21 protein-coding genes and 1 pseudogene are annotated in these 20,314 nt (G+C 69.6%); 15 read left to right on the top strand and 7 right to left on the bottom strand.

Annotation, left to right across the window (positions count from 1 at the left end; genetic code table 11):
- Positions 1-36: 36 nt before the first annotated feature.
- On the bottom strand, positions 37-1,266 hold the full coding sequence (gene ilvA / locus AC5DRG_RS33855; RefSeq protein ID WP_491803318.1) for a threonine ammonia-lyase: 1,230 nt from the start codon (positions 1,264-1,266) through the stop codon (positions 37-39).
- Positions 1,267-1,429: 163 nt separating this feature from the next.
- Here ilvA and AC5DRG_RS33850 point away from each other — a divergent pair, with 163 nt between their 5' ends.
- From AC5DRG_RS33850 to AC5DRG_RS33840, 3 genes are all read left to right on the top strand, one after another.
- Positions 1,430-1,936, top strand: a complete 507-nt coding sequence (locus tag AC5DRG_RS33850) for a MarR family winged helix-turn-helix transcriptional regulator (RefSeq protein ID WP_491813236.1) — start codon at positions 1,430-1,432, stop codon at positions 1,934-1,936.
- 179 nt (positions 1,937-2,115) lie between these two features.
- Entirely contained in the window at positions 2,116-2,619 is a 504-nt protein-coding gene (locus AC5DRG_RS33845) for a sigma factor-like helix-turn-helix DNA-binding protein (RefSeq protein ID WP_491803317.1), read from the top strand.
- Positions 2,616-2,864, top strand: a complete 249-nt coding sequence (locus AC5DRG_RS33840; protein ID WP_491803316.1) for a hypothetical protein — start codon at positions 2,616-2,618, stop codon at positions 2,862-2,864. Before AC5DRG_RS33845 ends, AC5DRG_RS33840 begins: the two co-directional genes overlap by 4 nt.
- Positions 2,865-2,871: 7 nt before the next feature.
- On the opposite strand, the gene AC5DRG_RS33835 is transcribed toward AC5DRG_RS33840, so the two are convergent.
- On the bottom strand, positions 2,872-4,029 hold the full coding sequence (locus tag AC5DRG_RS33835; protein ID WP_491803315.1) for a cystathionine gamma-synthase: 1,158 nt from the start codon (positions 4,027-4,029) through the stop codon (positions 2,872-2,874).
- 107 nt (positions 4,030-4,136) lie between these two features.
- Between AC5DRG_RS33835 and AC5DRG_RS33830 the strand changes: the two genes are divergently transcribed.
- The 5 genes from AC5DRG_RS33830 (at position 4,137) to AC5DRG_RS33810 (ending at position 9,413) form a co-directional block, all read left to right on the top strand.
- The gene (locus tag AC5DRG_RS33830) at positions 4,137-5,255 is read left to right on the top strand and encodes a hypothetical protein (RefSeq protein ID WP_491803314.1); all 1,119 of its coding nucleotides are present in this window, start codon (positions 4,137-4,139) and stop codon (positions 5,253-5,255) included.
- Between the two features lie 241 nt (positions 5,256-5,496).
- On the top strand, positions 5,497-7,158 hold the full coding sequence (locus AC5DRG_RS33825) for a M48 family metalloprotease (protein ID WP_491803313.1): 1,662 nt from the start codon (positions 5,497-5,499) through the stop codon (positions 7,156-7,158).
- A complete protein-coding gene (locus AC5DRG_RS33820) occupies positions 7,155-8,264 on the top strand; it encodes a hypothetical protein (protein ID WP_491803312.1) in 1,110 nt (369 codons plus the stop codon). Before AC5DRG_RS33825 ends, AC5DRG_RS33820 begins: the two co-directional genes overlap by 4 nt.
- A 112-nt stretch (positions 8,265-8,376) precedes the next feature.
- Positions 8,377-9,090 carry a peptide-methionine (S)-S-oxide reductase MsrA gene (gene msrA / locus AC5DRG_RS33815; protein WP_491803310.1) on the top strand — a complete coding sequence of 238 codons (714 nt, stop codon included), beginning with the start codon at positions 8,377-8,379 and terminating at the stop codon, positions 9,088-9,090.
- A gap of 23 nt (positions 9,091-9,113) precedes the next feature.
- The gene (locus AC5DRG_RS33810) at positions 9,114-9,413 is read left to right on the top strand and encodes a hypothetical protein (protein ID WP_491803309.1); all 300 of its coding nucleotides are present in this window, start codon (positions 9,114-9,116) and stop codon (positions 9,411-9,413) included.
- Positions 9,414-9,646: 233 nt separating this feature from the next.
- Here AC5DRG_RS33810 and AC5DRG_RS33805 read toward each other — a convergent pair whose 3' ends face one another.
- On the bottom strand, positions 9,647-10,939 hold the full coding sequence (locus AC5DRG_RS33805) for a hypothetical protein (protein ID WP_491803308.1): 1,293 nt from the start codon (positions 10,937-10,939) through the stop codon (positions 9,647-9,649).
- Between the two features lie 303 nt (positions 10,940-11,242).
- On the opposite strand from AC5DRG_RS33805, the gene AC5DRG_RS33800 reads away from it, so the two are divergent.
- Positions 11,243-11,935 (top strand): DUF4389 domain-containing protein, encoded by a 693-nt coding sequence (locus AC5DRG_RS33800; RefSeq protein ID WP_491803307.1) that lies wholly within the window; start codon positions 11,243-11,245, stop codon positions 11,933-11,935.
- Positions 11,936-12,154: 219 nt separating this feature from the next.
- Here the strand turns inward: AC5DRG_RS33800 and msrA (AC5DRG_RS33795) are convergent, their stop codons facing one another.
- Positions 12,155-12,667, bottom strand: coding sequence for a peptide-methionine (S)-S-oxide reductase MsrA (gene msrA / locus AC5DRG_RS33795; protein ID WP_491803306.1), 513 nt, complete (start codon positions 12,665-12,667; stop codon positions 12,155-12,157).
- A gap of 637 nt (positions 12,668-13,304) precedes the next feature.
- On the opposite strand from msrA (AC5DRG_RS33795), the gene AC5DRG_RS33790 reads away from it, so the two are divergent.
- The 3 genes from AC5DRG_RS33790 to AC5DRG_RS33780 are packed head-to-tail and all read left to right on the top strand — an operon-like array spanning position 13,305 to position 16,028.
- Positions 13,305-13,709 carry a hypothetical protein gene (locus AC5DRG_RS33790; RefSeq protein WP_491803305.1) on the top strand — a complete coding sequence of 135 codons (405 nt, stop codon included), beginning with the start codon at positions 13,305-13,307 and terminating at the stop codon, positions 13,707-13,709.
- Complete coding sequence (locus AC5DRG_RS33785; protein WP_491803304.1) at positions 13,696-14,856, top strand: caspase family protein; 1,161 nt, start codon at positions 13,696-13,698, stop codon at positions 14,854-14,856. The genes AC5DRG_RS33790 and AC5DRG_RS33785 overlap by 14 nt, the downstream gene beginning before the upstream one ends.
- A 59-nt stretch (positions 14,857-14,915) precedes the next feature.
- Positions 14,916-16,028 (top strand): serine hydrolase domain-containing protein, encoded by a 1,113-nt coding sequence (locus AC5DRG_RS33780; RefSeq protein ID WP_491803303.1) that lies wholly within the window; start codon positions 14,916-14,918, stop codon positions 16,026-16,028.
- Here the strand turns inward: AC5DRG_RS33780 and AC5DRG_RS33775 are convergent.
- Entirely contained in the window at positions 16,009-17,220 is a 1,212-nt protein-coding gene (locus AC5DRG_RS33775; RefSeq protein WP_491803302.1) for a hypothetical protein, read from the bottom strand. The two genes, AC5DRG_RS33780 and AC5DRG_RS33775, sit on opposite strands and share 20 nt — an antisense overlap.
- A 111-nt stretch (positions 17,221-17,331) precedes the next feature.
- On the opposite strand from AC5DRG_RS33775, the pseudogene AC5DRG_RS33770 reads away from it, so the two are divergent.
- Both AC5DRG_RS33770 and AC5DRG_RS33765 read left to right on the top strand, forming a co-directional pair.
- Positions 17,332-17,478, top strand: a pseudogene (locus AC5DRG_RS33770) (DUF4291 family protein); the annotation flags it as partial.
- 317 nt (positions 17,479-17,795) lie between these two features.
- Positions 17,796-18,248: an SRPBCC family protein gene (locus AC5DRG_RS33765; RefSeq protein WP_491803300.1), complete on the top strand. Its 453-nt coding sequence runs from the start codon at positions 17,796-17,798 to the stop codon at positions 18,246-18,248.
- 308 nt (positions 18,249-18,556) lie between these two features.
- Here AC5DRG_RS33765 and AC5DRG_RS33760 read toward each other — a convergent pair whose 3' ends face one another.
- Together AC5DRG_RS33760 and AC5DRG_RS33755 are read right to left on the bottom strand one after the other, a co-directional pair.
- Positions 18,557-18,670, bottom strand: a complete 114-nt coding sequence (locus tag AC5DRG_RS33760) for an integrase core domain-containing protein (RefSeq protein WP_491813398.1) — start codon at positions 18,668-18,670, stop codon at positions 18,557-18,559.
- Positions 18,671-18,833: 163 nt separating this feature from the next.
- Positions 18,834-19,199 carry a VOC family protein gene (locus tag AC5DRG_RS33755; protein ID WP_491803299.1) on the bottom strand — a complete coding sequence of 122 codons (366 nt, stop codon included), beginning with the start codon at positions 19,197-19,199 and terminating at the stop codon, positions 18,834-18,836.
- A gap of 92 nt (positions 19,200-19,291) precedes the next feature.
- Between AC5DRG_RS33755 and AC5DRG_RS33750 the strand changes: the two genes are divergently transcribed.
- On the top strand, positions 19,292-20,257 hold the full coding sequence (locus AC5DRG_RS33750) for a helix-turn-helix transcriptional regulator (protein ID WP_491803298.1): 966 nt from the start codon (positions 19,292-19,294) through the stop codon (positions 20,255-20,257).
- Positions 20,258-20,314 lie beyond the last annotated feature (57 nt).

The following is a 20,314-nucleotide window of genomic DNA, read 5'->3' as shown; positions in this document are numbered from 1 at the left end:
GAATTACTCGAACGGGTGAACCGAACGCCCCCGACCTCAGTCGATGACCGTGTACCCCGCGTCGCGCAGGGCCTGGCCGACCTCGGCGCAGTGCACCGGACCCTTCGTCTCCAGGTGCAGCTCGACCTCCGCCTCCGTGAGTCCGAGCCGGGGATCGGTCCGTACGTGGCTCACATCGAGGACGTTAGCGTCGACCACTGACAACACCCCCAGGAGCGTCGCGAGGGCACCCGGTCGGTCCGTCAGCCTGAGACGTACGGCCAGGTATCGGCCCTGTGCGGCCATGCCGTGCCGCAGGACGCGCTCCATCAGCACCGGGTCGACGTTGCCGCCGGACAGCACCGCCACGACCGGTCCCTCGAAGGCGTCCGGATCGCTCAGCAGCGCCGCGACCGGGCTCGCACCGGCCGGCTCGACGACCAGTTTGGCCCGCTCCAGGCACAGCAGCAGGGCAGCGGACAGCTCGTCCTCCGACACCGTACGCACCTCGTCGACCAGCTTGCCAACGATTTCGAACGGCACATCGCCGGGCCGCCCGACCTTCATGCCGTCGGCCATCGTCGTCGGGTTCTCGATCGCCACCGGGCGCCCGGCCGCCAGCGAGGGCGGGTATGCGGCCGCACCCGCCGCCTGTACGCCCACGATCCGCACGTCCGGCCTGAGCGCCTTCACCGCGACCGCGACCCCGGCCGCGAGACCGCCGCCGCCGATCCCGAGAACGATGGTGCGCACCTCGGGGCACTGCTCCAGGATCTCCAGGCCGACCGTGCCCTGACCGGCGATGACGTCGGGGTGGTCGAAGGGGTGGATGAACACCGCGCCCGTCCGCTCCGCGTACTCCTGCGCCGCGGCCAGCGTCTCGTCGACCACCTGCCCGTACAGGCGCACTTCGGCGCCGTAGTCCTTGGTGGCGCTGATCTTCGGCAGCGGGGCGCCCTTGGGCATGAACACCGTGGAACGCACGCCCAGCAGCGCGGAGGCAAGGGCAACGCCCTGGGCGTGGTTGCCCGCGCTCGCGGCGACGACACCGGCCGCGCGCTCCTCGGGCAGCAGTCCGGCGATACGGATGTACGCGCCGCGCAGCTTGAACGACCCGGTCCGCTGGAGGTTCTCGCACTTGAGGTGCACCGGCGCGCCGACCAGCTGGGACAGGTACCTGCTGCCCTCCATCGCGGTCACGCGCGCGACACCGATGAGCATCTTCTGGGCGCCGCGTACGTCGTCGAGGGTGACGGGTCGCGAGAGGTCAGCCGTGCCATAGCTCATGACTCAAGTCTCGCAGTTCACAAGCGCGGGCTCCCGCTGTGACCAACCTCCGAGACCGGTTTGCGCAGCGCCGGTACGGCCCGCCTCCCGGCCGCGTACCCTGTCCCCCACATCCAGCACCCCTTCATGAAGTGAGCCTCCGGCCATGCCCACAACACCTGAAATGTCGATGGACATGACGATCGTCGGTGACACCGGTCTTCTCGACACGCTGCAGCACGAGGTGGCGGTGTTCGCCCGTCGTGCCGAACAGACCCGGCTCGGCGGAGTCGGACAGGTGCGCAACTCCATGGACCGCGCCGCGTATCTGCTGCTCAACCGCCTCGACAAAGAGGGCCCGATGGGCGTCAAGGCGCTCGCCGCGAGCATGGGAATCGACTCCTCGACGGTCACCCGGCAGGTGGCTCCGCTCGTCGACACCGGGCTCGTCAAGCGCACCTCGCACCCCGAGGACGGGCGGGCGGTGGTACTCCAGTTGTCCCCGCGCGGGCAGTCACGGCTGGAGGAAGTGCGCTCGTCGCGGCGTCAGTTGATGGCCGAGCTGACACACGACTGGGCGCCGGAGGAGCGCGAGGCGTTCTGCACGCTCCTCACGCGCTTCAACAGCGCGCTCTCCTCACGAATGGCCGCCCAGGGGCTGCCGGGCGCGGAGCCCCCGACGTCCTCCTGAGCCAGGTACCGCCCTCGCAAGCGGCCTTCGGCTCGCGTACGTCTACGCGCGCGTGCTGCCTGACTCTTGACCGAAAGGCCGCCCCTGGCCTCCTATGAGACCGGGTCCTCGTCGCAGGCGGCCACGCGCCTGGGCCGGGGCCCCTCATCGCTCACGGTCACTCTCAGGCGGGAGGCGCGGTGCGAGAACGGCATGCGTCCCAAGGCGCCCGCCGGGCCCGGGAGTTCCAGGCGTTCGTCGCGGGCGCGGCTGGCCGGCTGCTGCACACCGCCACGCTGCTCACCGCGGAGGCCCCGGACGACAACCCGCGCGCGCGACGCCTGCTGACACTCGCCCTCGCGCACACGTACGCGTGTTGGGACCGGCTGCGCGGGGAGGACCCCTACGACCTCGCCCGCCAGTACCTGGCCACCCGCTTCGCACACGGGGCCTGGCACCAGTACGGCGGCCTCGGCCGGGCCCGCCCCCACCCCGCCAGCCCGCTGGCCCGGCTCAGCCCGCAGGAGCGACTGATCCTGGTCCTGAGGCTGTACGAGGGTGTCGCCGAGGAACAGACGGCGGCCCTGCTCGGCCTGCCCGCGGAGCGCGTCCAGGCGATCTGCGACCGGGCGACGACCATCCTGTTGCACCCGCCGCGGGGTCCGGCCCCTGCGGTGCCGGTGGCGAAGGTGGCGCCGTCATGAGCCGGCCCGACGCCGAGGCGGCCGTACGGCGGCTGATGGAGCAGACGCCGCCGCCGGTGCCGCCCGAGCTCTACGGGGAGGCCGTACGGCGTGGCAGCCGGATGCTCCGCCGCAGGACGGCGGCCCGCCGTCTGATGTGGCTGGTGCTGTGCGCCGCGGCGCTGGCGTTCACGGTGTGGGCGCTGACGACCCAACCGTGGGTGGAACCGCCGTCGGAGACGACTCCACCCCTGACCGGCTGGTGAGGTAGCCCTAGCTGCCGAGGGCCTGCTGAAGGTCCTCCAGGAGGTCCTCCACGTTCTCGATGCCCACCGAGAGGCGCACGAGGTCGGCCGGGACCTCCAGGGCCGAACCGGCCACGGACGCGTGGGTCATCCGGCCCGGGTGCTCGATCAGCGACTCGACGCCGCCCAGGGACTCGCCGAGCGTGAACACCTTGGCGCGGTTGCAGACCTCGACGGCCGCCTCCTCGCCGCCCTCGACCTGGAAGGAGACCATGCCGCCGAACGCCTTCATCTGCTTGGCGGCGACCTCGTGGCCGGGGTGCTCCGGCAGACCCGGGTACAGCACACGCGTCACGCGCGCGTGCCGGGTCAGCATGTCGGCGACCTTGGTGGCGTTCTCGCTGTGCCGGTCCATGCGCACCGACAGCGTCTTGGCGCCGCGCAGCACCAGCCACGAGTCGAAGGGACCGGCGACGGCGCCCATCGCGTTCTGGTGGTACGCCAGTTCCTCGCCCAGTTCCGGGTCGCCGACGATCAGCGCGCCGCCGACGACGTCCGAGTGGCCGCCCATGTACTTGGTCAGGGAGTGCACCACGACGTCCGCGCCCAGGGACAGCGGCTGCTGGAGGTAGGGCGTGGCGAAGGTGTTGTCGACGACGAGCCGCGCGCCCGCGTCACGGGCGATCTGGGCGACGGCGGCGATGTCGGTGATACCGAGGAGCGGGTTGGAGGGAGTCTCCACCCATACCACCTTGGTCTTGGGGGTGATGGCGGCCCGCACGGCGGCGGGATCGCTGGTGTCGGCGACCGACCACTCCACCCCCCAGCGGGAGACGACCTTCGCGAAGAGGCGGAACGTGCCGCCGTACGCGTCGTTGGGGATGACCACGTGGTCGCCGGGGCTGAGCAGCGTACGCAACAGGCAGTCCTCGGCCGCCAGTCCGGACGCGAACGCGAGGCCGCGGCGGCCGCCCTCCAGGGCGGCGAGGTTCTCTTCGAGGGCGGTCCTGGTGGGGTTGGCGCTGCGGCTGTACTCGTAACCGCCGCGCAGACCGCCGACGCCGTCCTGCTTGTAGGTCGAGACCTGGTAGATCGGCGGGACGACCGCGCCGGTGAGGGGATCCGCGGTGTTGCCCGCGTGGATCGCCAGGGTCTCGAAGTGCTGACTGATGTGCCTGTCGCTCATGGGTACCGAGGGTAGTGCGCGAGAGCGGCAGGTGCCGGACGGGCGGGTTATCCACAGGCCGGGGAGCGGGTTGGCCAATTGTCGGACCCGTCTGGTTCGCTTGAGGCATGGAGATTCTCTGGGTCCTGATGGCGCTGGTCCTGCTCGGCTTCGTGCTGCTTCCGTATCTGCGGCGCAGGCGCGGCATGATCGAGCAGGTGCACCCCGGCCACCCGGACGCCGCGGACCCGGCGGCCTACGGCTTCGTGCGGCAGGAGGAGCTGGACATCCGTATGCCCGGCGCCGACCAGGACCTGCTGGACGTCCTCGACCTGGTGCAGCGCACCCAGGACTACCGGGCGGCCGCGCAGCTCCTGGCCGGCACGGAGGCGGCGGGCGAGCGGCGCTGGCAGCGTGTACAGGCCTTCGCGGGCGCCGCTTCCCTGGAACTGCGGCAGCGGCCGGGCGGGGTCAGCGAGACGCCGGGCAGCCAGTGGCTGCGGGTGTGGCGGGCCGAGGCGCCCAAGGACGCGGGCGGTGCGGCCGTACACGCGGAGTTCTTGGTGCAGCAGGCGTGGCGCACGTCGACGCCCGGGACCGACGAGTTCCGGATCATCATGGAGGAGGCGCGGACGGCGTGCGGGGAGGCGGCGCTGCTCGCTCCCGGTGACCCGATCCCGTACATCGTCGAGTTGTCGGTGGCGCGCGGACTGGCGTACAGCCAACCGGAGTTCGAGCAGCTGTGGCTGAAGATCCTGGACCGTGCCCCGGCGCACATGGGCGCGCACCTCGCGGCGCTCCACTACTGGTGCGAGAAGTGGCACGGTTCGCGCGAGCTGGCGAACTCCTTCGCGGAGGCGGCCGCGGCCCGGGCCCCGCAGGGCTCGCTGCTGGCGGCCATGCCGCTGTTCGCGGTCTTCGAGCACCTGCCCGAGGTCAACCTGGTCAGCGGCTTCTACCAGAGCGCGGTCGTGACCAAGGCGATCCACGGCGCGCTCTTCGCGGTGCACGCGGCCCGCCCCGACGACCCGATGCTGGCGCACGTCCGCCACCTGCTCGTCTTCTTCCTGGTCCGCGCCGAGCGCTGGGCGGAGGCCATGAACCAGCTGATACACGTCGACGGCCATGTGGGCGCCCTGCCCTGGACCCTGTCCGCCGACCCGGCGGCGGAGTTCGCGGTGTACCGGGCGCTGGCGGTGGCGGGGTACGAGGCGAACGGGGGGAACCCGGCGACGCTGCTGCGCTGAAGCAAGCGTTTGCGGGGGTGCGGGAGGGGGCGCCATGAGCATGCCTTGCCTGTCTCGGTTCGGGTAGGCGATACTCCGTTTCCCCCCACGACCACCGGTCACGACCCCGCCTCGCGACCGAGTGCCCCTCAGCTGTTCCCGCTGTCCCCTTCGCAGTCCCCTGTGCTGTTCGCTGTTCCGTTTTGCAGTTCCGTTTCGCTGTTCCGACCGTTCCCGTTTCCCGTGGGGGGATCCCGGCCCGATGGGCTCGACCCTGCGCGCGCTGCGCGCTCTCGTACTGCTCGCCGGCTTCTATCTGCTCGGCGTCCTGCTGCTGGCGGTACTCGCCGGCGCCGACTTCCTGGTCCTGCTGCACGCCCCGGCGAGTATCGCGCTGAAGCTGCTCCTCGTCTCCGTACTGCTGGCGATCCCGCTGGTCCGCGGCCTGTTCATGCTGCGCACGCCGAAGGGCGAGGAGCCCCCTGGGCTGCCCGTCACCGAGGCCGACGAGCCGGAACTGTGGCGCACGGTACGCGAGTTGGCCGACCGGGTCGGCACGCGCGCCCCGTCCCGCATCGTCCTGGCGGCCGACGTCAACGCCGCCGTGGCCGAGGACGCCCGCCTGCTCGGCCTGCTGCCCGGAAAGCGCCGGCTCTACCTCGGCGTACCTCTCATGCAGGGCCTGACCGAGGCCCAGTTGCGCGCGGTCCTCGCCCACGAGCTCGGCCACTACTCCAACTCCGACACCCGCCTCGCCGCCCTCACCGTGCGCGGCCGGGCCCAAGTGCTGCGCACCATAGGGCACTTCGAAGAGCGGGCGGGCCTGAGCGCGGAGCGTGAGCGGGCCCGGCAGGAGAAGAAGAACGCCAGGGCCGAGGCCAAGGGCAAGGAGAGCCAGGAGATCGACACGGGCCGCGCAGGCATCACCTACCGCGCGATGGCCTGGATCTACACGGCTTACGCCAAGCTGTACTTCCGCGCGACGCTCTCCGTCTCCCGCCGCCAGGAGTTCGCCGCCGACGCCGCTGCCGCCCGGATCGCCGGACGCGAGGCGACCGCGTCCGCGCTGCGCGAGATCCCGGTGCTGGACGGCGCGTTCGGGTTCTACCTGAGCAGCTACGCCAACCTGGGCTACGACACCGAGCTCTTGCCCCCGCGCGGCGAGGTGTTCGGCGGCTTCGGCCGGATGCTGACCGCCCGCCAGCTCGAACTGGCGGGACTGCGCAGCGAGTTGCCCACCGAGTCCGTATCGCCGTACAACTCCCATCCGCCGATCGCCGACCGCGTCCGCCGCGTCGAGGCGCTGCCCGCCGACGGGCGCGCGGACGAGGCGCGTGGCGCGGCCATCGCCCTCCTGTCCGACCCGGAGCACACTCTCACGGCCCTGGAGGACGCGGTCCTTTCGGAGGAGATACGACGGTTTCGGCGCAGCTCCGGCTGGCAGGAACTGCTCGACGACGCGATGGCCGAGGCCCTCACCTCGCTCAACACGCCGCTGCACCGGGCGCTGGCCCTGTACACCAAGGACCGCCCGACCCTGCCGGCCCTGCTCACACTCATCGACAACGGCCAGTTGTGGCAGCTGGCGCGGCGGCTGCCACTGTCGGACCAGGCGGCCGAGGCGAAGGGCCGCGCCTTCCGCGAGTTCGTCCGGCCGACCCTGACGCAGTCGCTGCAGAGCATGCTGATGGCGGAGTTCAACACCCGGTCCCTGGTGCGCTGGGAGTTCTCCTGGGAGCAGGCGGCCACCGCCCGCATCCTGCCGGCGCGGGCCGACGCGGCGACCGAGGCCGAGGGAGACATCGACGCCGTGGTCGCCGCCGCCGTGGACGCCGCGCTCGCCGACCACCCCGACACCGCGCCGCTGCGCGCCCTGCTTCCCCCCGCTCCCCGCTCCCCCCGAGAAACGGACGCCCCCCGATGACCGTACTGCTGTGGATCCTGGGCATCCTGGCCGTGCCCACACTGATCATCGTCGTGTGGCTGGGCGGGGTGTTCCTGAAGGAGTTCTTCTCCCCCAGCGGCGACACCGACGACGGCGCCGGTGCGGCCGCCGCCGAGAAGCTCGGGCTGCTGCCCGCCGAACGACAGAACACGGAGTACGCAGGCCCGCTGCCCGCCGGCTGGGAGGCGGCGCTCGGTGCCGTGCGCGGCGGGGACTGGAAGGCGGCCGCCGACCTGATGGCGGGCATCGGCCGGGACTGGGAACGCCGTTCCGCGGCCGCGTATCTGCTCGCCGAGATCGCGGCCAAGGAGGACGGCTGGCTGCTCGCCTGGGAGGGCGACCGGCCCGACGACCCGGACGCCGCCGTGGTCCGCGCCCGCAGCACGGTGATCCTCGCCTGGGACATCCGGGGCGGCAAGCGGGCCAAGTACACGACGAACGAGCAGTTCGCGGGCTTCCACCGGATGCTCCAGCAGTCCCGCGAGGAGATAGCCAAGGCGGCCGCGCTCAACCCCGACGACCCCACCCCGTACATCACGGAGATCTGGGTCGCGCTCGGGCTCGGCTATCCGCACTCCGAGATGGACAAGCTGTGGTCGGAGATCACCAACCGCGCCCCGCACCACTACGAGGCCCACTTCTCTGCGCTGCAGTACTGGTGCAAGAAGTGGCGCGGCTCCGAGCAGCTCGCCACCGAGTTCGCCGAGCGGGCTGCGGCCGCGGCACCGCTGGGCGGCCTGCTCACGGTCCTCCCACTCATCGCCCACTACGAGCACGACGAGTCGGACGACAACACCGCCGACCGCACACCCACGATGGTGGCCCGCGTGGACGCGGGCCTCGCCGACGCGGCGGCGGCCGACCCGGCGCATCCGCGGCTGCCGGAGCTGCGACATCTGCTGGCGTTCTACCTGTCGCTCCAGGACCGGGACGAGGCGGCGCTGGAGCAGTTCAAGCTCGTCGACGGTTATGTGAACGCGCTGCCGTGGCGTTATCACGGGGACGGGATGGCGGCGCGGTACTGCCGCATCCGGAACCTGACGGCACGGGCGGTGGCGTCGGAGGGGGCGGAGGGGGCGGCCTGAGCTGTTCTTCGCGACGGAATGCGGGGCGCCACCGAAGGTGTTGCCCCGGGTGCCGCCCAGCACGGAGAAGCCGACCACCGGACCAAGGACCACCGGACCAAGGGAGAACCCCATGTTCTTCGCCCGCACCCCGCTCCCGCAGCTGCCCACCCCCGAGCAGGCGCTCAAGGGGCGGCCCGCACTCCCGTACGCGGTCCCCGACCGCCACACCGTCCTCGGCAACCCCCTCCTCGGCCCCTACCCCGAGGGCCTGGAGATCGCCGACTTCGGTCTGGGCTGCTTCTGGGGCGCCGAGCGCAAGTTCTGGCAGCTCCCGGCGGGCGTGTGGACGACCCTGGTCGGCTACCAGGGCGGCCACACCGAGCACCCCGTGTACGAGGAGGTCTGCTCGGGCCTGACCGGCCACACGGAGGCGGTCCGCGTGGTCTACGACCCCGAGGTGATCTCGTACGAGAGCCTCCTGAAGACGTTCTGGGAGTCCCACAACCCGACACAGGGCTTCCGCCAGGGCAACGACGTCGGCACCCAGTACCGCTCGGCGATCTACACCCACACCCCGGCCCAGGCGACCACCGCGGACACCTCCCGCGAGGCCTACCAGAAGGTCCTGACGGGGGCGGGCTACGGCACGATCACCACGGAGATCCTTCCGGCAGAGGGACGGACGTTCTATCCGGCGGAGGGGTATCACCAGCAGTATCTTTCGGACAGCAAGAACCCGGGCGGGTATTGCGGGCTGGGTGGGACGGGCGTCAAGCTGGGTGACCCGTTCGAGACGGACCGGGGGGCGTCCTGCCCGACGGGCATCGTGCCGGTCGAGGACTGATCGGCGCGCGATACGCTCTCGCCATGTCGGAGGTAGGGCGAAGACTCGTGCGCGTCTTCTGGGCCGTGGACCGCTTCCTGGGCGGTGAGCGCCCGCCCACACGTGCACAGAAATTCGCGGCCCGGCATCCGGTGCTCCTGACGCTTGTCGTGGGAACGGTTTGGGCCGCCTACTTCCTGCTGCTGCCAGGAGTGCAGCCGTCGGACTTCGTCATCGCGCCGGTCGGGGGCGTCCTGCTCGGCGGGATCGTCGGCCTGACGGCGTTGCACGAGAGAGCCCGGCAGCGCCGCCTACGTCGGCTGGGACTGTGGGACGGCTCATGACGGACTCTGTCGCCCTTGGAGCGGTGGGGTGACATGGCAGCACAGGCCCGCCGGGACGGGCGTCAAGTTGGGTGACCCGTTCGAGACGAACTGGGGGGCGTCCTGCCCGACGGGCATCGCTCCGGCGTCGGAGGCAATGGACGACTGACCGAGCGCGCGACACCCGCCGCCCTCAAGAGACGGGGACACCTCCCACGCAAAGGCGGGAGGGCTTGCCCTGGCGTTGTCCCGACTCAGGACTTGCCGGGCTTCAGGTTGCCGATCACCCCGAGTCGGATGCCCAGCCACGGATAGGTGTGGTTGTAGAACACGTTGTCCTGCGGTTGCAGTCCTACCGCCGAGGGCCACATCTGGTAGGCGGGCGCGTTGGAGATCCCGCCGTGCAACCGCCGCCAGACCCGCCCCGAGCCGAGTCCGGCCGGGGGCGGTGTGATCGTGTCGGTCCACTCGACCGCATTGCCGCCCTGGTCGCGAGTGCCCCACGGCGAGGTGGTCCTCGCCTGGCCGACCGTGCTCAGGCTGCCTTGGTAGAGGGCGGCGTAGGCGAGGGGATCCAAGCCGAACGGGTTGACCGTGGAGCAGGCGGCAGGCTGTACCTCCTTGGGACACCAGCTTGGTGCCGGCAGGCCGTCGGCGTGGTAGGAGGCCAGTGGCTGAGTCGCCGCGTTGGTGACATCGCCGGTGGTGGGGTTGAGGATCGTGGGACGGGGGGCGCTCGCGTCGCCGTCGCCGAAGGTTCCCGGGTTGGTCGGGTACTTCCAGTAGGAGTAGGTGCCGCCGCCGCGCGGGTCGTAGTAGGCCGCCTTGATCCACTCGTCCTGGCTCGGCACGACGAAGCCGGAATGATGTGCTCGGGTCGCGTTCCGCCGGGTGAGGTCGTACATCCCGCGCTCGGTCCGCGCCGACAGTCTGACCCGGTAGGTGACGTAGTTGAAGCTGCCGGAGGTGCCGGACCGCTTGGAGATCAGCCCGCCGTTGTAGAGCGAGTTGACGAAGCGTGCCGCCCTCAGGAAGTTGGCGAAGCCGTACGGCTTGTCCGCCCACTCCGGAGAGGCCACCGAGTAGTGCCTGCCCCTGGCGGCACCGGGGGAACGGTTGATCTGGCCGTACTTCGGCCACGCCGATGAGCTCTCGGTCTCGTGATAGAGGCCGAGGCGGTTGCCTCCCTCGGGATCGACCGTGTTCAGGAACGCCACCCACTGTCCGACGGTGACTTCGAGCTGCCCGATCTCGTAGCGATAGCGCACGCCTCCGGCCATCAGACACTTCCCCGGTGAGGGGGCGTCGGCGCACGAGCGGTACAGGGCGTCCTTGAACGGGACGACGCCCACCGAAGGATTACCGGGGGCGCCGACCTTGGCGGTCGTGAACGTGATGACCGCACCGGCGCGGGACAGACCGTCCTCGGGGGAACCCGGCTCGGCGTCAGCGGCACCGCTGACCGCCACGGAAGCGGCGAGCAACGCCGGAAGCCCGCACACCGCTACGGTCCCGCGGAGGCGAGTGCGGCGGGAAATGAAGTACATAGGCAGCTCTTTTCGGCCATGGCAGCCCGCTCCGTGGCAACGACCAGCACAGACCGGACCAGTGATCACACAACGGTCGGCGCCACGCTAGCCTCAGCCGCCACTCTCCGCAGTCAGCGCATAACGGAAATCACCCAGGTGCGCGCTTCGTGGTCCAACGGCCGGTGATGAGCCGTCGGTGAAGCCGGTTCCTGCACGGGGCCTGTTTCGGGTCCACCGCTTCAAGTCGGTGGCCTCCAGTCGCGAGCTTCCGCCGCGCATGTGAGCCTGAGTCCACTGGACGCTCGAAAGGAGTTGCGCCCCATGGTCCCTGTCACCGTGTCATCTGTGCGTCTTGAGGCATCGCTCGATCCTCGGCTGTCCAGATGGCTGTGGCTGGTGAAATGGCTCCTCGCCATCCCGCACTACATCGTGCTGTGTTTCTTGTGGCTGGCCTTCGTGCTGGTGACCATCGTCGCGTTCTTCGCCATCCTGTCCACCGGCCGGTACCCTCGATCCCTCTTCGACTTCAATGCCGGCGTACTGCGCTGGAACTGGCGTGTCAGCTATTACGCCCACACGGCGCTCGGCACCGACAGGTACCCGCCGTTCACGCTCGCGGACGTGCCCGACTATCCGGCGCATTTCCACATCGCCTATCCCGAGCGTCTCTCCCGCGGCCTGGTCCTGGTGAAGTGGTGGCTGCTGGCGATCCCGCAGTACATCGTCGTGGGGATTTTCGTCGGCGGCTGGGGCTGGGAAGAGGACAGCTGGCGTGGCGGCCTGATTCCCTTCCTCTCCTTGGTGGCCGTGGTCATCCTGGCGGCCACCGCCCGCTACCCGGTCCACCTCTTCGACTTCCTGCTCGGCCTGGCCCGCTGGGTCGCGCGGGTGACTGCCTACGCCGCATTGATGACCGATGAGTACCCGCCGTTCCGGCTCGACATGGGCGGACAGGACTCGCCGATAACGAAGACCTCGGCGGCCGGTTCAGGCGAAGGCCCTCTCGATCGCTGATCTGGTGATGCTTGGACCGGCCCGTCGCACTCGGGTTGGGTTGCATGGCAGCACAGGCCCACCGGGACGGGCGTCTCCTGCTCCTTCGGCGTCGCCACGACCGACGGCTGAGGCGTACGGCTTCAGCAGTGGGGCACTCCAGCCCCGCGAGTGCAGGCACGGCCCGGCTGCGGAGGTCGGCCTGTCGGCCTTCGACCTCCCCGCCGGGCCGCCGCTTGGTCAGCCCTCCGTGCGGGCGGGCAGTCGCCAGCCCGGGCGCGGGAAGTGGCAGGTGTAGCCGTTCGGGTAACGCTGCAGGTAGTCCTGGTGCTCGGGCTCGGCCTCCCAGAAGGGGCCGACCGGCTCCACCTCGGTGACGACCTTGCCGGGCCACAGTCCGGAGGCGTCCACATCCGCGATCGTGTCCTCGGCGATCCGCTTCTGCTCGTCGTCCACGTAGTAGATCGCCGAGCGGTAGCTGAGGCCGATGTCGTTGCCCTGGCGGTTCTTGGTGCTCGGGTCGTGGATCTGGAAGAAGAACTCCAGGAGCGCGCGGAAGTCGGTCTTCTCGGGGTCGAAAAGGATCTCAATGGCCTCCGCGTGCGTGCCGTGGTTACGGTACGTCGCGTTCGGCACGTCACCCCCGGTGTATCCGACCCGGGTCGCCGTCACGCCCGGGAGCCGGCGGATCAGCTCCTCCATGCCCCAGAAGCATCCGCCCGCCAGCACGGCCCTCTGCGTCTGCCCAGCCATTGCGGCCCTCCAATATCTGTCAGCTCGATCACTCGGGCTACTCGGCTCGCACACCACCGGCACCCCATGCCCACTCCCCTCAACGCGCGAGGGTTCCAGCCGATTCCGTGCCTCGTCCAACCGTCCCCACGGTTGCCTACCCCCACGCCGGTGGCCTCATCCGGAGAGCCCTACGCGGACGCCAGGTACCTCGCACCGGAGGACGCCAGCGTGATGCTCTTCACGGAGAGCGGATACCTATGCACGCGGCCCCCCCTGTGGATTGCTCGGTGACCCGCCCTACTCGCCCAAGTAGGCCGGAAGGGGAACTCCACGGTCGGCGGCGACGGCACGCGCCGCTCGCGAGCACGCGGCCCACTTGCACCCGGCACGATCCCGGACGACTACAACGGGGGCTTCCGCACAGGGATTTGCGCGGTCGCCATGCCAAGTACAGCGGCCCTCCCGCCGGGACACACTGTTCGGTGCGAGGTCCTCCGGGTAGCGCAGCCACACATCGTCCGTCTCCATGGCCCCAAGGTAGTGACTGCGCTGCGGTACCGCCCTCGGATGCGCGAAGAGATGCACGGGCCGTGAACGGCGAACCACCCGGGCGCGCTCTTCTCGCCGGCGGTACCTTTCGGCCAAGATGTTCGCCATGAGAATCGCTGAGGTTCGCATCGTCGCCGACACGGGCCCAGGATCCGATGAGAGGGAACTGGCAGACGCCACCCGGCAGTTGCGCGAGATGCTGCTTCGGCAGCGGGTCGAGAAGGTGGTGCCGGCCGCCGGCGGTGGTGCCCCGCCCGGCAGCAAGGCGGGCGACCTCGTCCTGGTGGGCACGCTGCTGGTCACCCTCACTCCGCACGTCATCAACGCCGTGGTCGCCGTCGTCCAGGCCTGGTCCGAACGGGCCTCAGGCCGCAGCGCCAGTCTCGTACTCGGCGAGGACAGCCTGGAGTTGACGGGGCTTTCGGGACAGCAGCAGCAACAGCTGATCGACCGGTTCCTGGAGAGAACGGTCGAGGTGACCGAGGAGGACGCCGACGATGGGGCGGCGTAGGGCCCTCCTCATCGCCACCGCGCACTACGAGGACACGCGGTGGAATCCGCTGGACGCTCCCGTCCGGGACGCCGAGGAGCTGGGCCGAGTGCTGGGGGATCCCGCGATCGGCGGCTACGAGGTGACCCAGGTCGTGGACCATCCGGCCCCCTCGATCCAGCGGGCGCTGCAGAGCTTCTTCAACGAAGCGGAACGTGACGACGACCTGCTCGTCTACTTCTCCTGCCACGGCATCAAGGACTACGACGAACTGCTCTACTTCGCCGGCACGGACACCGTAAGAGAGCCGGGCCTCGTGGAGTCCTACGCCGTGTCGGCGGAGTTCGTCAGCAGGCAGCTCCGGCGCTGCCGGGCCGACCGGAAGATCCTGCTGCTCGACTGCTGCTTCAGCGGCGCCTTCCGACCGGGCGCGAAGGGCGGCCCAGGACCAGGCGCCGGCTCGGGCGCGGGCGCGGGGATCGGCTTCGCCGGTACCTTCGAGGGCAGCGGTACGGTCGTCATCAGCGCCACCGACGAAATGCAACTGGCCTTCGAGATCGTCCCGGGTGGGGACACCGCAGGCAGCGCGGGCAGCCCGATGTCGGTGTTCACCTCCTTGCTGGTCCAGGGGCTCGACACCGGGGCGGCCGACGTGGACGCCGACGGCTACGTGTCGGCAGCCGACCTGTACAAGTACGTGAGCGCCGAGATGCGCGCCGCCCGTACCCGACAAACCCCCAAGCAGTGGGTCCTGGACGGCGTGGGCAACCTCATCGTCGCGCTATGCGGAACCGGCCGACCACGTCTCGACCGGGGATTTGTCAACCTGGCACAGGTCGAGGGGGGACCTGAGTGGGGCGCCCTAGCCCTGTTCGAGGGTGCGACGCTGCCCGAGGACATGCAGGCCCCGACCATCTCGGACATGCGGGAAGGGCAGGTCGCCTACACGCTCCCCTGGGGCATGTGGGCCGACGAGAATCGCCGCCTCTGGCTCCACCCGCGCTACCCGGCCGAGGAACACCCGGCCGGAACCACCCAGATGAAAATCATGCGGGTACGGGACGGCTTCCACGTCTGGCCACCACCGGACCAGTTCTACCAGCCCGGCGGCGGCCACTACGTGGGCGGAACAGAGGGCCGCCTTCCGGTCCTGAAGCTCGTGCGATAGCTCCTGGCTGCCAGGAATTCGGTTGCCCTCGGCGGGCCCGGGGTGACTGGATACCCTGCATGGCTGACATTCAGGGCTCGTACGACGACCTGTTCACCGCGGTGCCCAGTGCGCTGGCCGCGTTGCTGGACGACGGAGACGTGGGCGCCTCGGTGGCGGTCTTCGTGGACGGTGAGCCGGTGGTGGACATCTGGGGCGGTTTCGCCGACGCGGACCATACGGTCCCCTGGCAGCGGGACACCCTCACCAACGTATGGTCCGTCACCAAGACGATGACGGCGCTGTGCGCGCTGGTCCTGGCCGACCGGGGCGAACTCGACCTGACCGCGCCGGTCGCCCGGTACTGGCCGGAGTTCGCCGCGGCGGGCAAGGAGGGCGTACTGGTACGGCATCTGCTCGCGCACACCGCGGGCCTGCCCGACTGGGACGAGCCGATGTCGGCCGAGGATCTCTACGACTGGCCGTCCGCCACGGCACGGCTGGCCGCGCAGGCTCCGCGGTGGGAACCGGGCAGCGCGGCCGGATACCACTCACTCACCCAGGGATTCCTGGTGGGCGAGGTCGTACGCCGTATCACCGGCCGGAGCTTGGGCGAGTTCTTCGCCGAGGAGGTGGCCGGACCGCTGGGCGCGGACTTCCACATCGGGCTGTCCGCCGAGTACGACGACCGGGTGGCGCTCACGGTCCCGCCGCCGTCCCGGGACGAGGACTACGCCGCGAGTGCGCCCGGCCGCGCGGCTCCCACCGCCGCGGCCGGGGCGATCCGGGTCCGCGACGGGAACAGCGTGGCGTGGCGCCGTGCGCAGATCCCCGCAGCGAGCGGATTCGGCAACGCCCGTTCGGTCGCCCTCGTGCAGTCGGTGATGGCCTGCGGAGGAACCGTGCGCGGGGTGCGGCTGCTCTCGAAGGCGGGCTGTGACCGCGCGTGGGAGGAGCAGTTCCACGGCGCGGACCGCACCCTGGGCATGCCGGTGCGCTACGGCCTGGGCTACGGGCTGTTCGGCAGCACCTACGGGTGGGGCGGCTGGGGCGGCTCGATGGTGATGGTCGAGCCCGATGCCCGTATGACGGTCGCGTATGTGACGAATCAGATGCGCGAACCCGCGGACGACATGCGGGGATTGGAGGTCGTGATGTCCGCCTACGACGGGCTCAAGGGCCTGAGGAAATGAGGGCAGCTGTCCAACGCGCCAGACGAGATTTCTTCTTGGTCTTGGCGCGGATCCGCCAGCCGGGGGCGCTGTAGCCCTCGATCGCCGCCAGCATGCCGGGGCGCAGCTCCAGTCTCGGGCGCTGGAAACGGGCCAGCGGGCCGCCCTGGGCGAGGACCCACTCCCGCTCCTCGGGGTTGGGGCCGGCGGTGAAGGTGCGGACGCCAAGCAGGCGCAGCGACATGCTCCACGGACGGGTGATGACCTCTGCCGTGGTGGGCGGGCCCGTGTAGCGGACCACTTCGCCGCTCGTGCCGCCGATCTGACGGTCGAAGGTGCGCACCTCGTCGAGCGGCGTGACGCGCAGCTCCCAGTCACCGTCGCCCGTGACCTGGAGCAGCGTCGGCATCGTGGCGTTCCCGATGATGGCGCCTCCCGTGAGCGGGCGGGCGGGGTAGGAGAGCAGGGTGAGGTCGACGCCCGTCACTCGGACGAAACCCAGGCCGCCCGTATGTCGCAGCGTGAGTGCCCCCGGCGGCCCCGCGTAGGCGAAGACTTCCGTACCGGTACCGGCCGCCACAGTCTCCAGGGGCTCCGCCGCGGACAACGGCAGCACACGCAGCCGCCATTCGTGGTTGTCGGCTTCGCGAACCTCGACATGACTGGTCACCGCACGGGCGGCGTCATCGATGTCCCACCGGTGCAGCCATCGGACGCGGTCGGTGTCACCGGCACCCCACCTCTCCACGCCGTGGCCGTCGGCCAGGACCAGATGAAGGCGCTGACGCGTATAGCCGGAAGGACGGACAACCTTGATGAACTCAACGATCGCCGTGGCCTCCGAGTCGGTCCTGACGATCTCGACCCGCTGGCAGCCGATACCCCGGCGGGAGAAGTAGCCACCGTCCTCGACCTGGTCGTCCCGCTCCAGCGGCGTGACGGACATCGACCACTCCTCGGCACTCTCGATGCACAACCGCTGCGGCCCGGACAGCCCCACCCGGCACTCCCAGATGCGCGGCCGCCCCACACCGGCCTCCCGCGGCCCGACTTCATAGGCCAGCAGGTTGCCGTCGGGCCCGCGCAGGCAGAAGGGCTGCTCCTCGTAGGCACGGTGAACCACCACGGCCCAGCCCTGCGGCCCCCGGTATTCGAGCACTGCGGGCCCGCTACCCTCAACGGCCTCGCTGAACAGACGCGGCTCGACCGTCATCGCATCGCACTCCATCCCATGTCTCGTACGACTGCCCCACGAGCCCCGCCATAGGTCGCGCACCCCGAAAACCAGTGGCTCCTCAGCCCCGTTGACCCCACGCCGGACGCCATGGAACAACCACAGCACGAAATCCGTGCGACCTTTACGCCATCCACAATCACCGTCTACCAGGCGTACTCCCCGGAAATCGGCCTGCCCGCCGCCCGGGACGACCGTTTTCCCTCCGCGTGGAAGCGGGACCGGATGACGTGGGTCACCAAGCCGCGTTCACAGACTCCTACCGTCGCCAGCAACCGCAGACAGGCGAGTACGGCGATCCGTCCGCGCTCGGGATGAAGCCGCCCGCTGCTCGAACAGCGCAGGCTGAGCGCAGATCGAGCCAACCTTCGGGCCTGCGACTTGGCCGGCCAGGCACTTGGGCATACGCGCTTGCACGACGCTCATTCGAACCTCTCCCTACCCGCATCCTCGCCCTGGTCAAAAGAAGCCCCAGCAAACCGATGAGTCTTCGCGCCCGCGCGCGTCTACAGGTGCGACCGTCCCGACCAGGCATGAAAACGAGGAGACGAAGCATGAGCACTGAGCAGACCACCCCGGCCGATGGCTTCTCCTACAAGCTGACCCGAACGCTCGACGCCCCCGCGGTGAAGGTGTGGCGGGCGTGGACCACCCCCGAGCTGTACGCCCGGTGGGCTTACGCCGTTGCCGGCTCCGTCGAGATGGACGTGCGGCCGGGTGGAGCATGGAAGGCCACGATGGCCACGCCCGACGGCGGACAGTTCCCGCTGACCGGCTCCTATCTCGAGGTCGCCGAAAACCGCCTCCTGGTGGTCGGCATGGACGTACCCGGCAAGCCCGCGCCCGCGGCCATGACCATGGAACTCGACGAGCAGAGCGACCACCACACGCAGATCGTGCTCCACCAGACCTGCGATACCGCCGAGGAACGCGACATGGCCGAGCAGGGCAGCACCATGCTCCTCGACAGTCTGATCGCCTTCCTTGCCGATGAGGCGAGGAACTGAACCCCGCTCAGAACCACAACCGTTCGTCGATCACGGGGCAGGCCGGAACACGCCCGGTCCTGCCCCGGCCGACCGCCCGTGCAGTTCAATCCTCGTCACCAGAACGAGTATTGCTGCGGAAGTGGATCCACCGAGCCGAACGGAATCTCTTTGCGAAAAGGTCTGTGAGCGCGGCTTGACGTGGATCATCAAGCCGCGTTCGCAGACAGCATTCATGCTGTTGGTGGTGCAATGCGGAATACTCGCCGGAGTGCTGGTCGGCTCGCTGGGCAAACCAGTTGGGCGCTTGGAGGACAGCGGGTGGCTCACTAGCCGGCGGCAGCACTGTGCGGCCGGTGGTAGTTGTAGTGGATGTTCCACACTGTGATCGCGGCTGACCGGGCGTCCTCGCTGGTGAACTCGCGGGCGTTGAGAGATGCCATCTCAGCGGTGACATGGGCGATGGGACGTGTCTGGCACCGCTTCACGAGCCGCCTACGGACCTCGACGCTCAGGGGCGCATCGCGTGGGGCACTCGTCGTCCTCTCGAAGTCGGACGACGTCAGGCGCGACACCTGTCGTGCGCGCCTGCCTCATTGCGGCCTTTCAGTCCCGCGGTGCGACGCGGATACGGTTCCCGTCAGGATCGGCTGCGAGGAAGGTCAGCCCGAACCCCGCATCATGAGGCTCGCGCAGGATCGTGACCCCCTTGGAATTCCACTGCTCAAAGGTCGCGTTGACCTCGTCGGGTCCACCGTCGATGGCCAGGCAAACCTCACTGGTGCGCGGGACGTCCGGTGACAGATCCTCGAACTGGCCAGACCACACACCGAGGTCAGCGCCTGGCCCGAGGTCGAAGGTGATGTATCCCGGGGTCTCGAACGAGGGGCTCATGTCGAGGAGGTCGCCGTAGAAGCGAGCTGCGGCGGGAGCGTCGTTCACGTAGACGATGGACACGACGGATGTGGTCATGGTTTTTCCTTCTCACAGGTCGTAGGTACGCATCCGCCAGCCTGACCGGGATATGCGCCGCATCGTGTCGCAATTTTTGAAAAAATTGGTGGGTGACCCCAGATCGCTTCTTCACCCTGATGCTGCTCCTCGAATCGAGGGATGCCGTGACCACACAGGAACTTGCCTCAGCGCTCGGGGTGTCCCTTCGAACCATCACCCGGGACCTGAACTGGCTCCGCGACGCCGGCCTGCCGGTGACCGCACACCGGGGCCGCCTCGGAGGCGTGACCATGCTGCCCGGGTCCGGGCTCGACCTCACACGACTCACACCGGTCGAGCGTGATCATCTGTCGCTCATGGGGCTGGATGAGAAGCAACGTGCGGAGCTCAACGCATCGGCCGAAAGCCGGCGCGCGCTCTCCAAAATCGTCGCTACACAGCCACGTCGAGTTCATGAGCCCCTGCCGCTCACCGACGTCGTGCACGTGGACAGCCGTCCCTGGCGTCAGGCACGAGCTTCCGGCACGACTCCGGCTTCGCTGATCGGCCCAGTGCGGCGAGGTCGCCGGCTACGGATCGAGTACGACAGCCCACGCGCGTCAGGCCCACGCGACCTGGTCGTGGATCCCTACGGGCTGTTCGCCAAGGCCGGCATCTGGTACCTCGTCGCCGACTGTGCCCGAGTGCCACGGATGTACCGACTCGAACGGATCACGACGTGGAAAGAAGTCGACCAGCGACGACGGATCCGCGAGAGCCAGACCCTGGCCACCGTCGCTGCAGCGCTCATTGATCAGTGGGAACACAACCACGCGATAGAGGTCAGCGCCACCATCGACCAGACCCAGATCGAGCGAGCGCAACGGATCTTTGGCCTACGACTCGTCCCGGACGACCACGAAGAATCCGCCACCGGCCGCAAGGTAACGATCCGCTTCCTGCATCTGGAGGACGTGCGAGCACTACTGCCGTTCGGGAACGCCATCACTGTGCACGGCCCCACCGAAGCCAGGGCTCACCTCCGCGACCTCGCCACCAATCTTGCCCACCACTATGCGCCGTCACCAACGTCCTGACCCGCAACAACTAGCGGGCTCTGCGCGGTCAGTCGAACGCCACGACCAAGCGAACGC

It is taken from the genome of Streptomyces sp. JLBG701, from assembly GCF_058544905.1.
Note: the sequence above shows the minus strand (reverse complement) of the source record. Positions and strands in the feature narration are given on the sequence as shown.

What these genes read in the sequence shown, in the direction of transcription:
- msrA (WP_491803306.1), bottom strand. Translation starts at nt 12,667, where the DNA reads ATGGCTGGGCAGACGCAGAGGGCCGTGCTGGCGGGCGGATGCTTCTGG.
- AC5DRG_RS33785 (WP_491803304.1), top strand. Translation starts at nt 13,696, where the DNA reads ATGGGGCGGCGTAGGGCCCTCCTCATCGCCACCGCGCACTACGAGGAC.
- AC5DRG_RS33755 (WP_491803299.1), bottom strand. Translation starts at nt 19,199, where the DNA reads ATGACCACATCCGTCGTGTCCATCGTCTACGTGAACGACGCTCCCGCC.
- AC5DRG_RS33765 (WP_491803300.1), top strand. Translation starts at nt 17,796, where the DNA reads ATGAGCACTGAGCAGACCACCCCGGCCGATGGCTTCTCCTACAAGCTG.
- AC5DRG_RS33810 (WP_491803309.1), top strand. Translation starts at nt 9,114, where the DNA reads ATGTCGGAGGTAGGGCGAAGACTCGTGCGCGTCTTCTGGGCCGTGGAC.
- msrA (WP_491803310.1), top strand. Translation starts at nt 8,377, where the DNA reads ATGTTCTTCGCCCGCACCCCGCTCCCGCAGCTGCCCACCCCCGAGCAG.
- AC5DRG_RS33820 (WP_491803312.1), top strand. Translation starts at nt 7,155, where the DNA reads ATGACCGTACTGCTGTGGATCCTGGGCATCCTGGCCGTGCCCACACTG.
- AC5DRG_RS33850 (WP_491813236.1), top strand. Translation starts at nt 1,430, where the DNA reads ATGTCGATGGACATGACGATCGTCGGTGACACCGGTCTTCTCGACACG.
- AC5DRG_RS33835 (WP_491803315.1), bottom strand. Translation starts at nt 4,029, where the DNA reads ATGAGCGACAGGCACATCAGTCAGCACTTCGAGACCCTGGCGATCCAC.
- AC5DRG_RS33805 (WP_491803308.1), bottom strand. Translation starts at nt 10,939, where the DNA reads ATGTACTTCATTTCCCGCCGCACTCGCCTCCGCGGGACCGTAGCGGTG.
- AC5DRG_RS33825 (WP_491803313.1), top strand. Translation starts at nt 5,497, where the DNA reads ATGGGCTCGACCCTGCGCGCGCTGCGCGCTCTCGTACTGCTCGCCGGC.
- AC5DRG_RS33780 (WP_491803303.1), top strand. Translation starts at nt 14,916, where the DNA reads ATGGCTGACATTCAGGGCTCGTACGACGACCTGTTCACCGCGGTGCCC.
- AC5DRG_RS33760 (WP_491813398.1), bottom strand. Translation starts at nt 18,670, where the DNA reads ATGGCATCTCTCAACGCCCGCGAGTTCACCAGCGAGGACGCCCGGTCA.
- AC5DRG_RS33790 (WP_491803305.1), top strand. Translation starts at nt 13,305, where the DNA reads ATGAGAATCGCTGAGGTTCGCATCGTCGCCGACACGGGCCCAGGATCC.
- AC5DRG_RS33830 (WP_491803314.1), top strand. Translation starts at nt 4,137, where the DNA reads ATGGAGATTCTCTGGGTCCTGATGGCGCTGGTCCTGCTCGGCTTCGTG.
- AC5DRG_RS33840 (WP_491803316.1), top strand. Translation starts at nt 2,616, where the DNA reads ATGAGCCGGCCCGACGCCGAGGCGGCCGTACGGCGGCTGATGGAGCAG.
- ilvA (WP_491803318.1), bottom strand. Translation starts at nt 1,266, where the DNA reads ATGAGCTATGGCACGGCTGACCTCTCGCGACCCGTCACCCTCGACGAC.
- AC5DRG_RS33800 (WP_491803307.1), top strand. Translation starts at nt 11,243, where the DNA reads ATGGTCCCTGTCACCGTGTCATCTGTGCGTCTTGAGGCATCGCTCGAT.
- AC5DRG_RS33775 (WP_491803302.1), bottom strand. Translation starts at nt 17,220, where the DNA reads ATGACGGTCGAGCCGCGTCTGTTCAGCGAGGCCGTTGAGGGTAGCGGG.